At 64.8% G+C, this 20,102-nt stretch carries 19 protein-coding genes and 1 pseudogene; 8 read left to right on the top strand and 12 right to left on the bottom strand.

What is annotated here, in order from left to right; genetic code table 11:
* Positions 1 to 976: 976 nt before the first annotated feature.
* Entirely contained in the window at positions 977 to 1,243 is a 267-nt protein-coding gene (locus WKW79_RS34840) for a hypothetical protein (protein ID WP_340339810.1), read from the bottom strand.
* Between the two features lie 89 nt (positions 1,244 to 1,332).
* Between WKW79_RS34840 and WKW79_RS34835 the strand changes: the two genes are divergently transcribed.
* The 3 genes and pseudogenes from WKW79_RS34835 (at position 1,333) to WKW79_RS34820 (ending at position 3,739) form a co-directional block, all read left to right on the top strand.
* A complete protein-coding gene (locus WKW79_RS34835) occupies positions 1,333 to 2,373 on the top strand; it encodes an acyl-CoA dehydrogenase (protein WP_340339809.1) in 1,041 nt (346 codons plus the stop codon).
* A 9-nt stretch (positions 2,374 to 2,382) separates the two neighbouring features.
* Positions 2,383 to 3,137 (top strand): annotated as a pseudogene (locus tag WKW79_RS37150) (PIG-L deacetylase family protein).
* Positions 3,134 to 3,739 (top strand): class I SAM-dependent DNA methyltransferase, encoded by a 606-nt coding sequence (locus tag WKW79_RS34820; protein ID WP_340339807.1) that lies wholly within the window; start codon positions 3,134 to 3,136, stop codon positions 3,737 to 3,739. The pseudogene WKW79_RS37150 and the gene WKW79_RS34820 overlap by 4 nt, the downstream one beginning before the upstream one ends.
* A 170-nt stretch (positions 3,740 to 3,909) precedes the next feature.
* On the opposite strand, the gene WKW79_RS34815 is transcribed toward WKW79_RS34820, so the two are convergent.
* On the bottom strand, positions 3,910 to 4,350 hold the full coding sequence (locus tag WKW79_RS34815) for a ParB-like protein (protein WP_340339806.1): 441 nt from the start codon (positions 4,348 to 4,350) through the stop codon (positions 3,910 to 3,912).
* On the bottom strand, positions 4,340 to 4,486 hold the full coding sequence (locus tag WKW79_RS34810) for a hypothetical protein (RefSeq protein ID WP_340339805.1): 147 nt from the start codon (positions 4,484 to 4,486) through the stop codon (positions 4,340 to 4,342). The genes WKW79_RS34815 and WKW79_RS34810 overlap by 11 nt, the downstream gene beginning before the upstream one ends.
* A 92-nt stretch (positions 4,487 to 4,578) precedes the next feature.
* Here WKW79_RS34810 and WKW79_RS34805 point away from each other — a divergent pair, with 92 nt between their 5' ends.
* Positions 4,579 to 4,962 carry a DUF421 domain-containing protein gene (locus WKW79_RS34805; RefSeq protein WP_340339823.1) on the top strand — a complete coding sequence of 128 codons (384 nt, stop codon included), beginning with the start codon at positions 4,579 to 4,581 and terminating at the stop codon, positions 4,960 to 4,962.
* Between the two features lie 175 nt (positions 4,963 to 5,137).
* Positions 5,138 to 6,484: a cation:proton antiporter gene (locus WKW79_RS34800; RefSeq protein ID WP_340339804.1), complete on the top strand. Its 1,347-nt coding sequence runs from the start codon at positions 5,138 to 5,140 to the stop codon at positions 6,482 to 6,484.
* 53 nt (positions 6,485 to 6,537) lie between these two features.
* Here WKW79_RS34800 and WKW79_RS34795 read toward each other — a convergent pair whose 3' ends face one another.
* Positions 6,538 to 7,050, bottom strand: coding sequence for a low affinity iron permease family protein (locus WKW79_RS34795; RefSeq protein ID WP_340339803.1), 513 nt, complete (start codon positions 7,048 to 7,050; stop codon positions 6,538 to 6,540).
* Between the two features lie 295 nt (positions 7,051 to 7,345).
* Between WKW79_RS34795 and WKW79_RS34790 the strand changes: the two genes are divergently transcribed.
* Both WKW79_RS34790 and WKW79_RS34785 read left to right on the top strand, forming a co-directional pair.
* Entirely contained in the window at positions 7,346 to 7,954 is a 609-nt protein-coding gene (locus tag WKW79_RS34790) for a Dps family protein (protein ID WP_340339802.1), read from the top strand.
* Positions 7,955 to 8,256: 302 nt separating this feature from the next.
* Positions 8,257 to 8,421, top strand: a complete 165-nt coding sequence (locus WKW79_RS34785; protein WP_340339801.1) for a hypothetical protein — start codon at positions 8,257 to 8,259, stop codon at positions 8,419 to 8,421.
* Positions 8,422 to 8,440: 19 nt separating this feature from the next.
* Here WKW79_RS34785 and WKW79_RS34780 read toward each other — a convergent pair whose 3' ends face one another.
* The 8 genes from WKW79_RS34780 to WKW79_RS34745 form a co-directional block, all read right to left on the bottom strand.
* Positions 8,441 to 8,749 (bottom strand): DUF2934 domain-containing protein, encoded by a 309-nt coding sequence (locus WKW79_RS34780; protein WP_340339800.1) that lies wholly within the window; start codon positions 8,747 to 8,749, stop codon positions 8,441 to 8,443.
* 75 nt (positions 8,750 to 8,824) lie between these two features.
* Positions 8,825 to 9,961, bottom strand: coding sequence for a YihY/virulence factor BrkB family protein (locus tag WKW79_RS34775; protein ID WP_340339799.1), 1,137 nt, complete (start codon positions 9,959 to 9,961; stop codon positions 8,825 to 8,827).
* Positions 9,958 to 12,015 (bottom strand): AsmA family protein, encoded by a 2,058-nt coding sequence (locus WKW79_RS34770; RefSeq protein ID WP_340339798.1) that lies wholly within the window; start codon positions 12,013 to 12,015, stop codon positions 9,958 to 9,960. The genes WKW79_RS34775 and WKW79_RS34770 overlap by 4 nt, the downstream gene beginning before the upstream one ends.
* Before the next feature lie 71 nt (positions 12,016 to 12,086).
* The gene (locus WKW79_RS34765) at positions 12,087 to 14,693 is read right to left on the bottom strand and encodes an excinuclease ABC subunit UvrA (RefSeq protein WP_340339797.1); all 2,607 of its coding nucleotides are present in this window, start codon (positions 14,691 to 14,693) and stop codon (positions 12,087 to 12,089) included.
* Between the two features lie 586 nt (positions 14,694 to 15,279).
* Positions 15,280 to 15,705: a serine/threonine protein kinase gene (locus WKW79_RS34760; protein ID WP_340339796.1), complete on the bottom strand. Its 426-nt coding sequence runs from the start codon at positions 15,703 to 15,705 to the stop codon at positions 15,280 to 15,282.
* A gap of 607 nt (positions 15,706 to 16,312) precedes the next feature.
* Positions 16,313 to 16,615, bottom strand: a complete 303-nt coding sequence (locus WKW79_RS34755) for a hypothetical protein (RefSeq protein ID WP_340339795.1) — start codon at positions 16,613 to 16,615, stop codon at positions 16,313 to 16,315.
* Positions 16,616 to 16,712: 97 nt separating this feature from the next.
* Positions 16,713 to 17,783 carry a flavodoxin family protein gene (locus WKW79_RS34750; protein ID WP_340339794.1) on the bottom strand — a complete coding sequence of 357 codons (1,071 nt, stop codon included), beginning with the start codon at positions 17,781 to 17,783 and terminating at the stop codon, positions 16,713 to 16,715.
* Between the two features lie 13 nt (positions 17,784 to 17,796).
* The gene (locus tag WKW79_RS34745; RefSeq protein ID WP_340339793.1) at positions 17,797 to 18,633 is read right to left on the bottom strand and encodes a hypothetical protein; all 837 of its coding nucleotides are present in this window, start codon (positions 18,631 to 18,633) and stop codon (positions 17,797 to 17,799) included.
* A gap of 551 nt (positions 18,634 to 19,184) precedes the next feature.
* Between WKW79_RS34745 and WKW79_RS34740 the strand changes: the two genes are divergently transcribed.
* Positions 19,185 to 19,616, top strand: coding sequence for a DUF3597 domain-containing protein (locus WKW79_RS34740; RefSeq protein ID WP_340339792.1), 432 nt, complete (start codon positions 19,185 to 19,187; stop codon positions 19,614 to 19,616).
* The last annotated feature ends 486 nt before the right edge of the window (positions 19,617 to 20,102 follow it).

The following is a 20,102-nucleotide window of genomic DNA, read 5'->3' as shown; positions in this document are numbered from 1 at the left end:
AACCGTTTCACTTCCCACCCACGTCCGTTCGCGAGCCAGACCGGAAGCGCCTTGCTCGCCGGCCGCGTCGACCGGGCTGCGCATAGTGAATGCGAGCGACGGCTTACCCACCGTTCCAGCCGGCAATGGCATGTCCGTGGGAAAGAGCACCGCTCGCAGTCGACAACAGCACACGGCACCCATCCGTACTCGTTCTCCGTCAGCCCAGAGTTGCCGCGTCGTCGTCAGTCCCCAGCGCGCGTGGCCCTGTGCGCTCGTCATCGACGAGATCAATCAGCGCGGCGCGCCCGCGTAGTAGGCCTCGATCCAGGTGGTGTAGCTCTGCTCGCCTCAGCCGATGGCGGTCCAGATGCCGAGGTTATCGTCGCTTTCGACCAACTCCCAAACGAACCTGCCAGATATCGGCTCATCAACATAGACAGCGAGGCGGCGCAAGCGATTCATGCAGTGCCTTCTCAAAGTAGATGGTTATCGCGTGGCATGTGGGAACTGCCCGCAGAGCTCTTCGACGCAAAGTGTAGGTTGACTCTCGATCATCTCCACGGCCTGAAATCGGAAAGGCATAGCGAGCGAGTGAAAGCCTTGTCGAAAGCGGACTTCGATGGCGCGTTGGCACTTCCGCGCAGCCGAGATGAAGGCTTGGAGAGCGCGCCAATCCGCTGGCGCGATGAGTTCCGCACGGTAGCAAAACGTGCCAGTTCGAAGCCGATCTGTTAAGACTTGCAGCAAGGCGTCGACAAATCTTCCCGTGCGCCTCGTTGACGCGCTGCCGCTGGCTCCAAGCGATTTGCGGCATTGAGGCCTTGAGCGTCGCGGCGATCAATGCCAAGTCTTCTAGGCGGGCCAGATTCTTGAAGCCCCGGCTCGACGATACGCTGCGGCCGACACGGATGCGCCGATGGTGGCGTGCTCCCCCTGCGGCGCCCAATCGGCTACGCACCATAGGACCGCAAACCGCATCGGCGCCGAGGTCGACCTAGTCGGGCAACCAGTCGCGCGATATCAGCGTGTCGGCGTCGGTGATGGCGAGCCCATGCGCGCCGCGAGCCAGAAGCGACTGCGCCGCGCAAGTCCTATCGCGCACGGCGACGTCGACGGGCAACGCGGCCATGTCCGCGGGCGTATTCGCGGGCATGAAGCTTGTGCCGTTTGTGAATTCGCGACCACCGCTCCACCTTTCATCTTTCAAGCGCGGATTGCGTGCGCGTTCATGGACGGGGATCAAGGGTTGGAGCGCGACCAAGTCCGCTCCTGCGCCTCGGCGGACTTTCCTACAGTCGGCGCCCCCGTGACCCGACGGAGTGCCCCAGCGGCGCCTACTAGAGTGCGCCGATGCATGAAGCTACGCCCATACTTCGCGACAAGTCCCCCGACGGGGCCACCCGTGGCGACGACTTGATTCGCCTGCAGCGCGAGCACGGCGAAGGTCTCACGTTGGCGCAGTTGGTGGCCACGGGCCTCGACCGATTGCCCGTGCCAGGCTGCGGCCAGACACTGGTGCGATGGCGCCGGCTTGCTGCGGTGGCGGCGCACGATCTCTCGCTCGTGAAGCTGTTCGAAGGGCACACCGACGCCTTGGCCATCCTGGAGGAACTCGAAGGGCCCGCGCCACCAGACGAATCCCTTTGGGGCACCTGGTGTGCCGAGCCGCCGGACGCACGACTGGCGTTCGTGGCGCAGGGCAAGGGGAACGGGATCCTGATCCGCGGCACCAAGGCCTGGTGCTCAGGCGCGGCGAGCGTGACCCATGCCGTGGTCAGCGGCTGGAACGAAGCCGGCGAGCCATGCCTTGCCGCGGTCGCGATCCGGCGGCCGGGTGTGCATGTCACGCAGTCCCGATGGCAGGCCGTGGGTATGGCGGCTTCGCACAGCGTGGACGTGCAGTTCAACGATGCGCATGGCGTGCTCGTCGGCTTGCCCGGCGACTACACAAGGCGGCCCGGCTTCTGGCACGGTGGCGCGGGAATCGCAGCGTGCTGGTTCGGCGGCGCGCTGGGCATTGCGCAGACGGCTCGAGAACTGTCGGCGACGAGCCGCGATCCGCACCGGCTCGCGCACCTGGGGGCAATCGATGTGGCCATGGCCGGCGCGGCCACCCTGCTGCGCGAAGCGGCTGCGGCCATCGACGCGGATCCTCGCGCCAACGTTGAGGCGTTGGCGCTGCGTACCCGGCTCGCTGTCGAGGCCGCCGCCGAGAAGGTGATGCACCATGCGGGCCGCGCGCTGGGCGCCGGTCCGCTGTGTCGCAATGCCAGGTTTGCCAGGGCGATGGCCGACCTGCCCGTCTACATGCGCCAGAGCCATGCAGAACGCGACCTTGCGGCGCTGGGCCAACGTGTGGTCCAGCCTGGCCCTGATCCCTGGACGCTGTGATGCGCTGTGATGCGCTGCGATCGCCTGATCGACCAGGGCGACGGTACGCCGGAGTGCGACTGGCTGCCGTGGATCGACAGCGCGGACCTGCCGTCCGTCACGTCCGAATTGCTCGTTCCCCAAGGCGCACGCGCCGTGGTCGTGGCACCCCATCCCGACGACGAGGTGCTTTCGGTGGGCAGGCTGCTGGCCCAACTCGCCGAGAGCGACCGGGAAGTCTGCGTCATCGCGGTGACCGATGGCACGGCAAGCCATCCTGGATCGAGTGCTGGACGCCCGAGAACCTCTGTCGCGTGCGTGCGCTCGAAAGCCGGCGCGCGTTGGCACAGCTCGGCCTGTTGCAGCCTCCCTTGCGTCTGGGCTTGCCCGACGGGCGGCTGTCGGAGAAGCGGTCCGTACTCGAAGACAAGCTCCTGAACTTGTTGCGGCCGGGCGATGTCGTGTTCACGACGTGGCACCTCGATGGCCATCCCCACCACGAAGCGGCCGGCTACGCCAGCGCTCACGCCGCCCGGCAGGCGGGGGCGAGGTTGGTCGAGGTGCCAGTGTGGGCGTGGCACTGGGCCGCACCGGGCGATCCACGAATGCCGTGGGCGGGCGCCTGTCGCCTGCAACTTGATGCGAACGCATTGCCCCGAAAGATTCGCGCGACGCTGGCCTTCCAGAGCCAACTTCAGCCGGACGACAGCACCGGCGCGCAGCCGGTCCTGCGTGCCAGCACTGTGGCGCGTGCGCGTCGCCCCTTCGAGGTCTTCTTCACATGAGCGAGCAGCGCAAGGACTACTTCGAGGGCCTCTACGGCGCCACCGACGACCCCTACGGACTGCGCGACCGCTGGTACGAGCAGCGCAAGCGCGCCATCCTTTTGGCGAGCTTGCCACGTGTGCGATTCGGGAGTACCTACGAGCCGGGTTGCGGCGCCGCTGAACTCACGGTGGAACTGGCGCGGCGCTGCGATGCGGTGCTCGCAAGCGATTTTTCGCCAAAGGCAGTGGCGGCTGCGCGCCGCCGCACGGAAGGGCTCGTGAACGTGCGTGTCGAAGCGCACGGCCTGCCCGTCGACTGGCCCGTGGCGGAGGCGCCCTTCGACCTCATCGTGCTCAGCGAGGTCGGCTACTTCCTGGAGCCACGCGCGATGCAGCAGGTCGCAGCCCTCTGCGCGGCAACCCTTGCACCGGACGGCACGCTGGTCGCTTGCGACTGGCGACCGGACTTCAGCGACCGCGCGCAGAGCACTGCTCGCGTGCATGCGACGCTGGCTGAGATCGGCCTGCCGCGCCTTGTCGCGCATGCGGAACGCGACTTCCTGTTGCAGGTCTGGTCACGCGATGGGCGTTCTGTGGCCTCACGCGAAGGCATCCGCTGATACCGCGTGAGCCCCCGTCAGCTCGGCACGCGCACGACACCGGGCGCACGCCCGTCGCGGCTGCAAGACGGGTCAAGCCGCCCGGAGCGCTCAAACTGGGGGACATTGGTAGCAATTGGTTGGTGCGCCGCCTCGAGGAGTCAGGCCTTGCCGGGCCACCCGGGAAGGTGTCACTCCGCTTTCGACTTCGCCAACCTGCGCGCCTTGGACAACGCCTTCCCTGGATGGTCTGCCGACTTTGCGGCCATTTCGTCCCTGAAGAAGTTGGCCCACAGGAACTCGACATAGGGCTCGTCCGGCTTGGCGAAGCCCCCGGCTTCAAGCACGTCGGCCGCCAAGCTGCGGAACGGGTCATCCTTCAGTTGCTCGAACGTGTCGGGCATGTCGTCAAACGGACGACGCCTGCCTTTGTCGTCGTAAGGATGCACCCAGCTGAAGTGATCGAGGAAGATCCAGAACGACGCTGGCTTCAAATGCGACAAATCCTTGGCCACGCCGACCGCGACGCGGTCGGATTTCTCCTGGACGAGCGCCACAGCGGCGTGGTGGTGGTCAAGGATGTAGTAGGTCTTCTTCGGCCCGATGACTGCCGGGAAGAGCTCATTGCGCATCGCCTCCCGGCGCTTGGCAGGCTTGAGCTTTGCCCACGAAGCGCGCTTTTCGGCCCTCCCTGAAGCCGACCGTCATCTGGGTCGGACGCAAGTCCTCCAGCTTGACTTCCACCAATCCCGCGCCGATGCGATACATAGTGACCTCCTGGGAACAACATTTGAGGAACCATTGTGCAAGCCTTCATCCATTGGCTGTTCGGCGAAGGGGCCGATCTCGAGGTGTGGCAGATGGCCGCCCGCGCCGTGGCGATCTTTGTATTTGCGCTGCTTCTCATCCGCACATCGGGGCGCCGCTCGTTTGGCCAGAGCAGTCCGTTCGATGCATGTACCACGGTCCTGCTGGGCGCCGTGTTGAGTCGTGCGGTGGTCGGCGCCTCGCCAATCTGGGCCACCATCGCCGCTGCTGCGGCACTGGCTCTTCTGCACCGGCTGCTCGCGTTGGCATGTGTTCGATGGCAAGGTCTCGAGGATCTTGTGAGTCGGGCGCTGTTGACGCAACGCAACCTCGCTGAAGCAGTGCGGCAGAAGCTTGGCGCCCGCCAGATCGACGAGGTTGCACTCGCCATGCTCGAGCGGGATGGAAAAATCTCGGTGATTGGCAAGGAGCGCTGAAGGGGCCCACAACAAGCCCATGGGATCAAACCCAACGGTAGGAGAGATCGCACCATAGCTCGCGGTGCGATCCTCACCTGGGCCGCTGCGGAAGCTACAACGTCGAGCGGCTACCAAGTCACGGCTTCCTCGAAGCCGCCCGCGACGCTCGTCACTTCCACCCGAGCCATCAAGCATGAACTTCGCCACCTGGAATCTGCTGATAGGCGCGCTGCTCATGCTGATGGCGCTTTCAGGATCGTTCCTGAAAAAGCTTCCCATCAGCGCCGCGGCGCTCTACATGGGCATCGGCTTCGCGATCGGGCCTGCTTGCCTGGGGTGGTTGCAACTGAGCCTCGAGCACGACACGAAGGTTGTCGAAACGATCTGCGAGGTAGCGCTCCTGATCTCCTTGTTCGCCGTCGGTCTGCGATTGCAGATCCGGACCCAGTTCTCCAGTTGGAGACTGCCCGCGCTGCTGGCCACCGTGACCATGCTCTGCACGGTTGCGCCGATGGCGGGCTTGGCTGTCGCCTTACATTGGTCTTGGCCGAACGCTTTGCTCTTGGCCGCCATCCTGGCGCCTACCGATCCCGTCCTGGCATCCGACGTCCAAGTCAGGCACGAAGAAGACACGGACGATCTGCGATTCGGCCTGACCGCCGAGGGCGGCCTCAACGATGGCACCGCCTTTCCTCTGGTCGTTCTTGCGCTCGGACTCATGGGTGCCGGCGATCTCGGTCCAGCGGGAATGCGCTGGCTCACGACTGACATCCTGTGGGCAGTCATTGGGGGACTGGCACTGGGTTGGACCTGCGGTGCAGCCTTCACCCGACTGACGCTCTTCCTCCAAACCACCAGGCAACAGGCGCTGGGGATGGAAAGCTTTCTTGCGCTGGGACTGATCGCTCTGACCTATGGCATTGCGTTGCGCGCGAATGTGTTGGGATTTCTCGCAGTCTTTGTGGCCGGCCTCAGCATGCGCCATGTCGAACGCGCAGCCAAGGCTGACGCGGAAGAAAAGCTGGCCCGTTCGCCTTCCTCCGTCGATCGCTCTCTGCCCGGGAAGGAGAGCAAGGTGGCCGCTGTGACCCAAGCGAAGACCGCTGACGCCATGACCCGGGAGGTGCTGGGTTTTGCCAAGGAACTCGAGAAATTCGTCGAGCTGGCGGCCATGCTCGCGATCGGGTGCCTGTTGCGACCCACGATGCTGACCTGGAGGAACGTAGTGGTCGCCGCCATACTGATTGCGGTGGCCCGCCCGCTGGCGATTTATGTCACGACGTTTCGAGGCCGCTGGAATTACTCGCAAAGGCGTCTTGCCGCCTGGTTCGGGATTCGCGGCGTCGGATCGGTGTACTACCTCGCCTATGCAACCAACCGCAACCCGTCGCTTGCGACGAGCAGCGACATCATGGGGCCTGTACTCGTTGCAGTCGCGGCATCAGTTCTCCTGCACGGTGCGTCTGCCGCGCCGTTGATGCGGATCTATCAGGCTGCCGCGAAGCGACGCAGGACGCCGTCGCGCGCGACGCGAAAGTGATGCGCGTTACCAGGAAAATTTGGGCAACCTCTTCAGCACAGGCGCCCGGACGCTTACTTGGCGCTGTCCGTCGGCATGCCTTCCTCATCGATCGAATGTGCTTCCTTTCGGGAACCGGCATCCTTTGCGCGCTGAGCCAGGCGGACATAGAACTCCGCGACCTCTCGCAAGTCCTGCTCATCAAGATCCTCGATCCCGATCATCCGGTTGCTCGCGCCGCGGCTGGAAGCCAGCAGTTCATTGAGCTTGAGATGCAACGCCACGCTGTCCTTGTTCTGGCTCTGCTGGATCAGGAACACCATCAGGAAAGTCACGATCGTGGTGCCGGTGTTGATCACCAGCTGCCAATTCTCCGAGTAGCCGAACGCCGGCCCCGTCAAGGCCCACACAACCACGGCCAGCAGCGCCACGCAGAAGGCAGCGGGTGAGCCCACCCAGCGCGTGATGTGGCTCGCGAAACTGTCGAACGCCGAAAGCAGACGCGAACGCTCCGCATAGGAGGCGCTGCTGGTGTTGGGCATCGAGCCGAGTGCGGAGTCCGATGGTTGCGAATTGGTGGCTTTCATAGGGAGCGTTATAACGTGCACGTCTGCTTGCCAACTGACGGCCGGGCGATCAACGCTGCACGGTTTCTTGCGGGAGCACTTCGACCGAAGCGGGCTATTCAGAAGGGGAATACTGATGCAAGGGTCGCCGACAAGGAGGTCAAAGCCGAAGATGACAGTTGGCGCGCGCCCGTCCTATTGATGTTCGATGGGCCAAGGCGTTAAATGCCAGCGAGTTGCATAGCCCTCTTGCCGTAGGAGAGTGCTTCATCGCGCAGCTCTTTTGATCATCTGCGACCTCAGGAATCCGAACCCCATGGCCAAGAAGCCCGCTACAAAGCTCCCATCTGCGCCCGCGACCAAACGCGCGATCGCGGTACAACCCAATCTCCATCAGGAAGGTCACGAGACCCAGAAATACGGTGAGATCGTCAAGTTGCCTAATGGCCTGTCGGAGGACGTGTGCAAGAAGAGCGTCGCCTTGCTCAATCAGTGCCTGGCTGACACGATCACGCTGCGCGACATGTACAAGAAGCATCATTGGCAAGTGGTCGGGCCTACGTTCAACCAACTGCACCTGATGTATGACCAGCACTATGAGGGACAGGTCCTTCTCGTGGACATCTTGGCCGAGCGCGTTCAACTGCTCGGCGGGATCTCGCTTGCCATGGCGGCAGACATCGCGGAGGTCACCAGGATCCCGCGCCCGCCGCGGGGACGCGAGCCGGCAGCCGTGCAGATTCGCCGTCTGGCCGAAGCACACGAACTGATCATTGTTGCCGCACGAGAGGCGGCCAGCGCAGTCGACGAGGCAGGCGACGATGGCAGCAACGATGTCTTTGTGTCGAACGTGCTGCGCACGAACGAATTGCAAGTTTGGTTCCTGACGGAGCACTTGGTGGCCGCCTCACCCGTCGCTACCTGAATTAGCGCGGAGCCGCTTCGATCGGAGCGATCTTGCTATCGGGACTGGGACCGGGGCTGGACTGGGCTGCGATCGTGGCTGCACTGGGCTGCAGGCTACAGCACGCTTCGGGCTGTCGCGCCTGATCGTCATGGGCGGCGCGAGCCGTTGCAGCTATCAGACGCCGGCGCAGCGCGCGCGAGAGCACTCCCTGGCGCAGCAGCGCCTCGACCCGATGCCTTCGCCGCCCCAGCTTGGCTTTCGTCTTACACAGATGGTCATGGGCGGGGGCGATGCTCTTTGGCATGACCAAGGAGAACGCGATGATCGACACCAAAGCCCCTCAATCGACCGAAGCTGATGCACAGAGCCTGATCGATCAGGCCCGCAACGAGGCTCAGGCGCGCGTCGCCGACGTGCATCTCGAGGAGGGCACGGTCAAGTCCGAGCAGGCGCAAAACTCGCCCCATCCCGACGACCACGATTGAACGCATTCCTCAAGGCCGGCTACCCGTCCTGCGGCGCCACCAATGGCTTGGAGCCATCGACCTCTCGCTCCGCTGCCAGCCAATCCTCCTTTTCGTCGCCGGGCTCGCCGCCTCTTCGTTCATAGATTGCGTATGCCTCGCGCCGAATCATGTCCTCACGCAGTTCGTCGGCGCTAGCCTCCGACGTGCTGTCCGGCGAAATGGGCCGCGCAGTTTCTCCGTCCTCGCGTTCAAGGTCGACAGCGCGGACTTCTGCCTCCGTGGGCAGCGCCCCATCTGCGGCCGTCGCTGTTCCGGGTGAGGCGGTGGATACTTTCAAGACTGCCATCGTGACTCCTGTTCAGGGATTCTTCATTGCATTCAAAGCGGACTACGCCGATCAATGTGGTTGAACGGCAGCTACCTACGTCAGACGTTTCGCCTTCCTCTTCTGTGCACGCAGGCGTTGTCGAGTGAGCGCGTTGGCGACCGTGACCACCGCCAGCACGGCGAGATCCTGCGTCAAGTTGCGCGTCGCCTGCGCCACGCGATTGTCCACTTCGCGCTGGGTCGCTGCGACACTCGCCAGGCCCGCGTAGTCCGGAACGTCCGAAGCCGGCGTGTTCAAGCCCGCAGCGCTCGCAAGGTCAGTTTGCGAGGTGCCAGCGGCGTGGACATTGGCCGCAACTTCAGTCGCTGCAACAGCCTTCTGCCCCGCAAGCGAGCCGTGCGCGTCCGCGTAGACCTTGGTGAACTCCGCGCCCAGCAGGAAGATCTGCGCGGCGTAGTAGACCCAGGCCACCAGCACGACCAGCGAGCCGGCGGCAGCGAAGGCTTCGGTGACGCCGCTCTTGCCCAGATACAGGCCGATCCCCAGCTTTCCCAGCTCAAACAGGAGGGCGGTTACGCCCGCGCCGATCCATACGTCACGCCACGCGATCCTGGCGGTGGGCATCAGCTTGTAGATCATCGCGAACAGCAGCGTGATGATGCCGAAGGAGATCAGCAGGTTCAGACCCTGCATCAGCATCTCCCAGCCCGGCATCAGGCCACCGAACCAGTTGTCGAAGGCCGCCAGCCCCGCGCTCACCATGAGCGACACGATGAGCAGGAAGGCGACGCCCAGGATGAGCCCAAAGGACAGCACCCGCGCCCGCAGCACGGCCCATACCCCGGTAGGCTTTTCCTTCTCCGGCACATGCCAGATCCGGTCGAGCGCGCTCTGTAGTTCAGCGAACACGGTGGTGGCACCGACCAGCAGTACCACTGCGCTGACGACGCCGGCGATCAGGCCCTTGTCGGTGTCGGCAGCCGCGCGGAGCATGGCTTCCACGGCGGTCGCGCCGTCCTGGCCGACCAGCCCGCCGATCTGCCCCACGATCTGGTCCTGCGCCGCCTCGCGCCCGAAGATCGCGCCCGCGACCGCGATGACGATCACCAGCAGCGGCGCGAGCGAGAAGATCGTGTAGTAGGAGATGGCGGCGCCCATGCTGGGCGCGTAGTCGTCGATCCAGGCCATGACCGCGTCACGGCACAGTTCGTAGAGCTGCTTCAGCTTCATGGCTTCCTCCCCGGTTTGGGTGTGGCGTTCTTCCTGGTCCCTCCAGCCTGCTGGACGGCGCCCGCCACCGTGCGCTGCACGTTGGCGCAATTGGTCGATTCGCCGGGCCCGGTCTCGATCAGCGGGAGCAGCGCCGCCACCGGGTTCACGGCCGCCAGCGCCAGCGCACCGCCCGCGCGTGCGAGCAACGGGCCCTTGACGACTTGATAGTCCGGCTTCTTGAAGCTCCCGTAGACGCGCACCGGCGTGCGCAGCGAAAACAGGCCCATCTCCTTCGGCTTGGGCGCGATGGTCATGTCGAAGCGCTCGTGCTCCAGGTCGAAGGTGCCGGTGCCGAGCACCTGGGTCTGCTCGGTGTCGATCACGAACAGCGTCGACTTGCCGCGGCCGCCCGCCACATCGAAAGCCACGCCGCCGCAGTTGATGACGATGTCCTTGTCGCCGCCGACGAGCAGCGTCATCACCTTGCCCCCGTTGAGGCCGCTGGCCGCGTCAAGCAGGTTGGAAACCTGCCCGTTGACCACGGTCGCGGCGATGCGCCCGTCAGACTTGGCGGCCGCATCGGCGATCGAGTTGCCGGTGCCCTTCAGCCGCAACGTCGCACCGACGCGGCCCGCACCCTTGGCAATGGTCTTGTTGTCCGGCACGAGCTGGTCGACGCGCACGCGCTGCAGGTCGATCTGCAAATCGGTCTTCAGCGTCGGCTCGCGTGCGTCCATCGCCACGCGGGCGGCGATGGTGCCGCCCGCAAAGCCGAAGTCCAGCGGCTCGACCTTCAGCATGGAATCGTGCAGCCGCAGGGACACCTTCAGGGTCTCAAGCGGCAGCGCCTGGGGCATGACCAGCTTGGCCGCACCGAAGTCGACTTCGGCATCGATCTTCTGCAAGCGGCTGCCATCGAAAGTGCCGGCGGGCAGGATGTGGTTGGGATCGATGGCCTTTTCCTTTTCCTTCGCGGCCGGCCGGCTGCTCGTTTCGGCCTGCGAAGCCGCGGGCTTGCCGCCGCTCTCCTTGGTCTGCACGCCGATCAGCGGCCCCAGGTCAGCCAGGTTCAGCAGCTTGCTGTGCAGGCCGGCGGTGAGCAGGGGGCGCGGCTTCTGGTCCACATACGCGCCCTTGCCGGTGACGTCGCTCGAGCCGATCTTGCCGGCGAGGTCGTCCATCGTGTAGCGGTTGCCCTTGAGGATCAGGTGGCCCTGGAGCTGGTAGGGCGGGGAGGCCGGCAGTGGTAGCAGAAGGAAGGGGTACAGGTTGGCCAGCGTCTGGCCCTCGATGCGCAGCTGGGTGTCGATGCCTGAGATCCTGGCCGCATCGGCAATGGTGCCTTCGACCGCGACCTTGGTCGTTCCTGCGTTCAACTCGCCCTTGAGCGGGAAAGGCACGCCCGATTCCTGGAAGCTCAGCACGTCGCCCGTCAGCGCGCGGCCGCTGAACGCCGCGTTGTGATACGTGCCCTTGAAATCGTACTGCGTCGTGTAGCGGCTGTTGTCGGGCCTGGCCTTGGCGTCCTTGACGTTCTCCTGGCTCGCCGGGTCGAAGGTGCTGGCCAGCACGTCGATCGTGAAAGGTTCGCCATGGTCGATGTAGCGCAGATGACCGTGGTCCACCGACAGCGTGCTGATGCGCAGCTTACTCGGCGACGTGTCGGACGGGTCGGAAAGAATCCAGTTCTTGCGGTTGTCGGGCAGGCGCTCGAAGACCAGTTCGGGCTTCGTCAGCGCGACGCGCGGGACCAGCATCTTTTCGGGCAGGTCGCGCAAGGAGATCGAGAATTCGAGCTTTTCGATCTTCGCCATGGCGAGCGCCTCCTTCGACCACTTGGCATTGCCGAAGTAGACGTCGCGCATCTGGATGTTCGGCGTCAGGCCGAGTTTCACGCGCAGGTCGGAGGTGTGGAATTCGCGTTCAGTCTTCTTCGAGATGTAGTTGTTCAGCGGGACGCGGACCCAGTTCCAGTCGAACAGGACGAAGAATGCGATGAGCAGCAGCACGAGGGCACCGAGGGTGGCTCGCACGGGATGGCGGCGCAGGGGTGCAAGCTTGACGGGCTTCATGCGAAAGATCATTCCCGGGGATTCGCCCGCTGCGTATCGGCGGCGAGCGATCGGCGCTGTGAGCGGGACGCCTACGCTTTTCGGAGGTAGCGGCCTGTCACGCTGGCGGGTGTTGCGGCAATCGCGACCGGCGGACCTTGTGCCACGATGCGTCCCCCTTCGTCCCCCGCGCCCGGCCCCATGTCGATCACCCAATCGCTCGCAGCGATCACGCGCAGTTCATGCTCGACCACGACCACGGTGTTGCCGGCCTCGACCAGCCCATCGAGCTGCACCATGAGCTTGTCGACGTCGGCCGCGTGGAGCCCAGATGTCGGCTCGTCCAGCACGTAAAGGGTATGGCCGCGCTGCACGCGCTGCAACTCGGTCGCGAGCTTGATGCGTTGGGCTTCGCCGCCCGAGAGTTCCGTGGCCGGCTGGCCCAGCCGGAGGTAGCCCAACCCGATCGCTTCCATCAAGGCCAGCGGCCGGCACACGGCCGGCTCCCCGGCGAAGAAGGCCACGGCCTCGTTGACCGTCAGGCCCAGCACCTCAGCTATGTTGCGGCCTTGCCATCGGACCTTGAGCGTCGCTTCGTTGTAGCGTGCGCCGTGGCAAGTGGGGCAGGGTGCATAGACGCTCGGCATGAAGAGCAGTTCGACGCTGACGAATCCCTCGCCCTCGCAGGTGTCGCAGCGGCCCTTGGCCACGTTGAATGAGAACCGGCCGGCATCGTAGTGCAGCCGCCTTGCCGCCGCCGTGCCCGCGAAGAGCTTGCGCACCGCATCGAACAGGCCGGTGTAGGTGGCGAGATTGGAGCGCGGCGTTCGGCCGATCGGCTTCTGGTCGACACGCACGATGCGACGGATCGACTCGACGCCGCTTGCGATGTGCCCGGACACGGTGCCTGGCACAGGGGCTTCCGCGCCCTCCGCTTCATCCTCGGTTTCCGGCGGCTCATGGCCGAGATGCGCCGCGACGAGTTCGATCAGGGCCTGGCTGACCAGGCTCGACTTGCCCGAACCCGAGACACCGGTGACCGTGGTGAACACGCCCAGCGGGAAGGCGGCTTCGAGCTGGTGCAGGTTGTTGCGCGTCAGGTTGGCAAGTCGCAGCCAACCCATCGGCTGACGCGGAGGACGGACGCGCTTCACCGCTTCGGCGAACAGGTAGCGCGCGGTATGCGAGCCGGCAACGCCGCGCAGTCCTTCCGGCGGTCCGCTGTACAGCACGCGCCCGCCCAGTTCACCGGCATCCGGGCCGACATCGACTAGCCAGTCCGCATGGCGCATCACGTCGAGATCGTGCTCCACGACGAAGATCGAATTGCCCGATCGCTTGAGCCGGTCCAATGCCACGCGCAGTGCCTCGCCATCGGCAGGGTGAAGGCCGGCGGAGGGTTCATCGAGGACGTACACCACGCCGAACAGGTTGGACCGGATCTGGGTGGCCAGGCGCAGCCGCTGCAACTCGCCCGGCGACAGCGTGGGCGTGCTGCGGTCGAGCGACAGATCACCGAGGCCGAGTTCCGTGAGGGTGGTGACGCGCTCGAGCACGTCGTGCGCAATTCGCTGCGCCGCGATGCGCTTTTCTTCCGACAGGTTGGGCGTGCGGCGCACGTCGGGCGACGCCTCGTGGCTGGCGCCGCCGGCTGCGATGCGGCGCTCGGTATCCTTGCGCGAGGCCGAGCGGCTGAGCGTGGACGCGGCCTCCGCACCCCTAAGCCGCCCCTCGGCCGCCGGCTTGAGCACCTCGGCGAGCTGGTTCAGCGGCATGCGCGAGATCTCCCCGATGTCATGGCCGGCAAAGGTCACGCCCAACGCTTCGCGTTTGAGCCGCTTGCCGTCGCAGGTCGGGCAGACAGTGCCGATCATGAAGCGCGACGCGCGCTTCTTCATCAAGGCGCTCTGCGTGGTGGAGAAGGTGTGCAGCACGTAGCGCCTGGCGCCGGTGAAGGTGCCCTGGTAGCTGGGCTCCATCCTGCGGCGCAGGGCGGCGCGGGTCTCCGCAGGGGTGAAGCCGGCATAAACGGGCACCGTCGGTTGCTCGTCGGTGAAGAGGATCCAGTCGCGGTCCTTCCTCGGCAGGTCGCGCCAGGGCGTGTCGACGTCGTAGCCCAGGCTGACGAGGATGTCGCGCAGGTTCTGTCCTTGCCAGGCCGGCGGCCACGAGGCGATGGCGCGTTCGCGGATCGTCAGCGCGTCGTCGGGCACCATGGTCTTCTCGCTGACCTCGAAGACGCGACCCAGCCCATGGCAATTCGGACAGGCGCCTTGCGGCGTGTTGGGCGAGAAGTCCTCGGCATAGAGCATGGGCTGCTTCGGCGGGTAGCTGCCGGCGCGCGAATAGAGCATGCGCAACAGGCTCGACAGCGTGGTCACGCTGCCGACCGAGGAGCGTGTGCTGGGCGTGCCGCGTTGCTGCTGCAGCGCCACGGCGGGCGGCAGCCCCTCGATGCTGTCGACGTCGGGCACGCCCACCTGGTCGATCAGCCGCCGTGCATAAGGCGCAACGGATTCGAAGTAGCGGCGCTGCGCCTCTGCATAGAGCGTGCCGAAAGCCAGCGACGACTTGCCCGAGCCCGAGACGCCGCTGAACACGACCAGTGCATCGCGTGGGATGTCGACGTCGACATCCTTCAGGTTGTGTTCGCGCGCGCCGCGCACGCGCACATTGCGATCGGGCTGGGTGGTACTCATGCGCGCAAGCAGATCGCAATCCGGACCCCGGCGCAAGCGGTCGAAGCGCCCTGCTGGCGCAATCGAACTGGGTGTTGGTAGCCTCGGCACCGCAGACCCGGGCACCCGGGCTGCAGTTGAAAAGTCGAAAAGTCAGTTGAGTCGGCCGGTGGTGCCTCAACTCGTCGCACCGGATGTATGTGGACAAACGACTGCATAGACGCGGCGAGTGACGACCAGAACAGCGTGGCGGGGAACCTGACGCCGAACGACCTGCGGCCACCAGCAGGATAGCCGAGTACTTGGGCGAGCGATCCGCGCGCGAAGTACCGATTTACGCGGGCGCCATGCTATGCGCGCAAGAGCCGTACCGTCGAAGCAACGCAAAAGTGGCATGCCTGCGGCGGCGAACATCGGGGTCTGCGTTTCGATGAAAGTCCAACCGCTTCGCTCTTCGAGCCGCAGTCTTTGTTCCCCAAGTTGCGAATGACGGAGCCGATTGGCGCGGCCTCCCACGCCAGTCTTCGAGCCGACAAGCGCGGGGTGGTTGGCCGGCGCACCCACACAAGGCGCCTTTCGATCGCGCAGTCAAGCGCGAGAGCAACTCCTATTTCGGAGTACCCGTCTTTTCAGTTGGATTGGTGGGCACATCAGGACGCTCACCCTTCTTCCCCATCTGAGGCTTGAGCTCGTCGCGCGTCGGCTTCACTTCGGCGCGGGTCAACTGACCCGTCTGCTCCGCGGCATTGGGCTGGTTGTTGGTCATCGTCGAAGGCTCGCCCTTTGGCGTCGTGGTGTTGGCCGTGTTCTTGTTTTCCATCCGTGCCTCTGACTTCACTGCCGCCCTGGACGCCGGCACGGATCCGTCCGGGCGCTGAGTTGGGTTGGCCACGCCAGCAGGTGTTTTCGTGCTGGCTTGCCCGCCGACCGCTGGATCGGGAGCAGCAGGTACCGCAGTCGTCTGAGCGAGCGCAGCGCTCGAAAGAACGAGCATGCCGCTGATGAAATGGATGGCGAGTAAACGCTTGTTCATGGCAATGTCTCCTGGTTAAAAACTTGCTGAAGGACACCTGTGTATCGAAGCGCGCAGCAAGCGGCTGTGTGAGGACTTCGCGTCTCCGCGTGTAGGTCAACGCGGGTGCGACGCGATGTCGCCGATTCGTCCGCGAGAGGCGAGGGCACCGCCCAGTTAAAGCTCAGAGCGCCCCTGCAACCTGGTGAAAATGCTTAGACCGCCTCTTGATCGCCTATGGCCGGCCACAGGACCGAGCGATTCGAGCCATTACTGCCAGCCAAAGCTTCTGCCAAGACACTTCCTTGGGCGCGTCGCTGGCTTGGCGGCAGCGGCGGAGTGAGATGCTTGATGAAGTCGGGGACATGCTCGCCGATTTGCACCTTCAGCGACTGGGTTGATCCGGTATCTGGATACCTGGAGGTCGACTTCGTTGCGCATTGCGGCCCTCAGCTCGCGGGCACATTCGTCCAGACACTTGTGCTGACGGACGTCGCCGCTGGGTGGACGCAGTGCCTGCCGGTTCCGACCCGCGACAGCACCTTGAACCGAGCTTTTGCACTGTCAAGCAGCGCGGGGGCATGCTACGTCGAGGGCGCACCACCTGTTTGCGAATGGGCAGGTTGGATCAGCCCTTCGGAGTTGATCCGAAGGCATAACGTGCGAGCGCACGCAAATCGGCCTCGTCCTGCATCTCCGCGGTCACCGCGGGTAGGGCCTCGCCGAAGACCACACCCGCCAGCGCCTTGCGCGGATACATTCCGAGGCAGCGCGTGCGGACGATGCGGACACGTACCAACGCATCGGAGCCCAAGCGACGCAATTCCTTCGCGGCCCACTTGCTGTCCAGATGTCGCGGACCGTCGGAGCGGCCTTCACACTCGGCACACACAGCCGCGAGACGACTGAACTTGGATGTTTCGAGCTTCATGCTTGCAATACCGCCGACCGGTCGCGCAGCTCCGATTTGAGCCCGTCGCCGCAGCATACGCTCGCTGGAGACTCAGGGCCGGTTACTGATAACGTGTTCATTTCGGGCGCGGTGGCTTCAAGCCGCTGTCTGGCGCCTTCAGGCGCCCCGCGCGCAATTCCTTGACGGCGTGCGCGACAGCGCGAGCGACGTTGCGCACCTCCTCCTGGAAATCGCGGTCAGCATCGAGCACGTTGTGGCTGGTCGCGTAGGGCTCGTAGTAGCCAAGGTAGCGATCGAGCCGGGCCTTGGTGCCGGCATCGATCATGCCGATCCAGTCGAGCCAGTCAGTGAGATTGCGGCGCAAGTCCTCTACGCCGGCCACGTCGCCGTGCACCACCACGCCATACACGCGGCCGGCCAGGTGCTTGGGGTAGTTCCAGCCCCTCATCTCAAGCGTCTTGGCCTCGCTCGCCTTCTTGCCGTGCGTGCTGCTCGGGTCGGGATTGCCGCCATCGGCGCACACCAGGCGGTCGATCATCAGCTTGAGCGGACTGGTGGCCTGGTACCAGTGTGTGGGCGTGAAGAGGATGACGCCATGCGCCTGCACCCAGCGCTCGTAGATCTCGTTCATCCAGTCGCCGACCTGGTTCAGCGAGTGGTTCGGATAGCAGCTGCAAGGCCAATGGCACAAGGGCATGGCCGTGGAGACGCAGCCCTTGCACGGATGGATGTTGCGGCCGTATTCGGAGGTCAGCAGGCTCAGGTCGAGCACATCGCATTCGATTTTCGCGTTGTCCAGCTGTGTCTTCGCCAGTTGCACCATGCGATGGGTCTTCGAGTTCTCGCCGGGACAGGTGCCATCGTTGCGCGGCGAGCCGTTAATGAGCAGCACGCGCGACGACGTCGAAGGCTTGCCCCATGCAGCCTGCGCCTTGCGCAAGCGGGCGCGGGCTTCGAGCCATTCGGTGGAGATCGGATATTCCGGGTCGGCAAAGCCCTTGCCGGCCTTGCGGGTGAGCGGCGCCTTGCGGCTTTCCTTGTAGTTGTACCAGGCGATGTCCTCGAGCCGTGCGAGCGCTTCGGCTTCCGGTGCAAAGTTCGGATCCTCGAAGGACTGCATGAAGCGCTCGTGGAATGCAGCGCGCTGCAGCTGGCCGGGCGCCTGGCCCTTGCGGATCTTGATCATCGGAATAGAGGCCTCAGAACAAGCCTGCGCCTTGCGCCGCATCCAGCATCGCACGTGACAAGTCCGCGAACTGCGCGTTGAGATCCCTCGACGGTGCGGCCACCAGCGTCGCCGTCCACAGCAGGCGGCTGCTGCTCGCATCGGTCACTCGGCCGTTGGCAGCGAAGCCCGTCGCCCAGCCTCCACCTCCAACCGGAACGCTCAGGCCGACGCCTGCGCCGCCGCTGCCGCCGAAGCTGAATCCGCCGAGCCCCAGAGAGACGCCCGATCCCGCGCTGGAAGTTGCCGGCGTCAAGGTCATCGTGAACACCGCCTTGGCGCCTAACGATCGGGCGCTCGCCACCAGCTGACCATCGAGTTCACGATCATTCAGCAAGACGGTGTTGGCGGGCACTTGGACCGGGGTGGCGCCCTTGGCCTGCACCTCCCGGAAGAGTTGGTCCTCACAAGTTCGGCGCACGGCCACATCAAAGGCGTCGCATGCGATGAGCACTTTCTCGCCACGAAGGAACCGCGACTGGCCACCAAGCGCGGGATCCGTCCATTGCGCCTCCCGTTGCGGTGCCGAAGCGCAGCCTGCCAAGCTCAGCAGCACGCATGCCGACAGGGTGAGGGATCGAAAGCGGGCGGCAGGATTCATGGTGCTGGGCCCGCCCGACATATGGAGCCGAAGGAACAGCAGCGGATTTGTCGTAGGAGTTTTGCTGTGTTCGACCACCACACCTGTCGCGCTGCCGGCATTGGTTGAAGGGTTTGTGGAGTTCAGTGGACTGTCGAACACTGTCTCGGCGCTGGCGTCTAGACACGCAGGCACGCGGGCAGACGTAAAGGCCACGAACACGACTCTCACCGTCCAGCTCGGATTCGACGACCAAGGCGTCGCTTCGGAACGACCGGCATGCCATGAGCAACCGATCGCCTACTGGCTCGACCATCTGACTCGCTACGCCGCGATCGCGTCACGATCCAGCTAGGCCTTGGGCAATTGCCATTTGGCATCTGGGTACGGCACAGGGCTCATGTGCCTTCTCGGACCGGCCGCAGGCTGGTCACGAGGCTGGCCGGGTAGCCGCCGTAGCTGTACCGATCAGCGCGAGAGCCTCGGGAGACACATCGACGGGCGCCTGCGCGAAAAGGAATTTCGCATCCTGTAACGCCTGGCCAAACAGGGAATCCACCAAAGCGCACGGAGCTCAACGACCAGCGGTCGTTGAAACGCGTTGGTTTGGACCGAGTCAGGAGAAACCTGTCATGCGCAGCATTGGGCATGCAGCGGACTACAAAATGGGCGAACCCCATTTCGGCATGCTGTCTGACTGAGGCGCGCATCAAAGGTCACCATGCTGCACGGTCGCCAACGCGTTTGCGCAGTGGCATCCCCCTCAATTCCAAGGAGTCACCATGGGCATCCTCAGCAACATCTTCAGCAAGATCTTTCCGAGCTCTCACGCTGCCAATGCTCCGGCAGGCGCGGCGCCGGCCCCTAGCGCCACGCCAGCTTCAACACCGTCTCCCAACACGACAGCGGCTGGAACGGCACCGACGCCGGGCGCGCCGGCCGTCACTCCCATGGCGGAAGTGGACGTGGAGCAAATGCTCAACGGCATGGCGCAGAAGTCCCCGGAAAAGCTCAACTGGCGCACCTCGATCGTGGACCTCATGAAGCTGCTGGGACTCGATAGCTCCCTCGCTGCGCGCAAGGAACTCGCGCATGAACTCCACTACAGCGGCGACACCAACGACTCCGCCGCGATGAACATCTGGCTACACCGCCAGGTGATGAACAAGATTGCGGCCAACGGCGGCAAGGTCCCGGCCGATCTCAAGGACTGAGTTGGGTTGAAGCACCAAGCCGCGCCAGCGTCGCAGGCGCGCGGCTTCCTGCGCTGGTGGCGCGATGCGGGCCGTCACGCCCCTCACGCGAACCGCAGCCTTTTGAGCCTGCCGCGCATCAGGAGCTCGCCCTCATCGGGCACCACGGTGGCATGGGGAAAGCTGGGAAGCGGTCGACGCACCCGTGCCACGGTGCGCGCTTCGTCCTGCATGCCGGGGCCAGCGACGGCGGCGGCTCAGGCCGGTGCGAAGGTCCGACAGCGCGGAGACGCCGGCCGCGAGCACGCCACCGCTGCGCACCTGCGCCAAGTTAATCACGCGCCTCAGGAATGGCGATGGACAGGCCGAGCGCAACGGATGAAGGTACCGTCATTGTTACTCAGCAGTCCGTAATATAGGCGACAGATGGCACTTGGAAGAACGAGCGCACCAAGCGCCGGTCTTTCTGCATTTGGCGTAGTTGTTGCTCGACTCGAATGGCCAGCT

This window comes from Variovorax robiniae (assembly GCF_037889955.1).
Taxonomy (GTDB): Bacteria; Pseudomonadota; Gammaproteobacteria; order Burkholderiales; family Burkholderiaceae_C; genus Variovorax; species Variovorax robiniae.
This window is presented reverse-complemented; position numbering and strand designations above follow the sequence as displayed.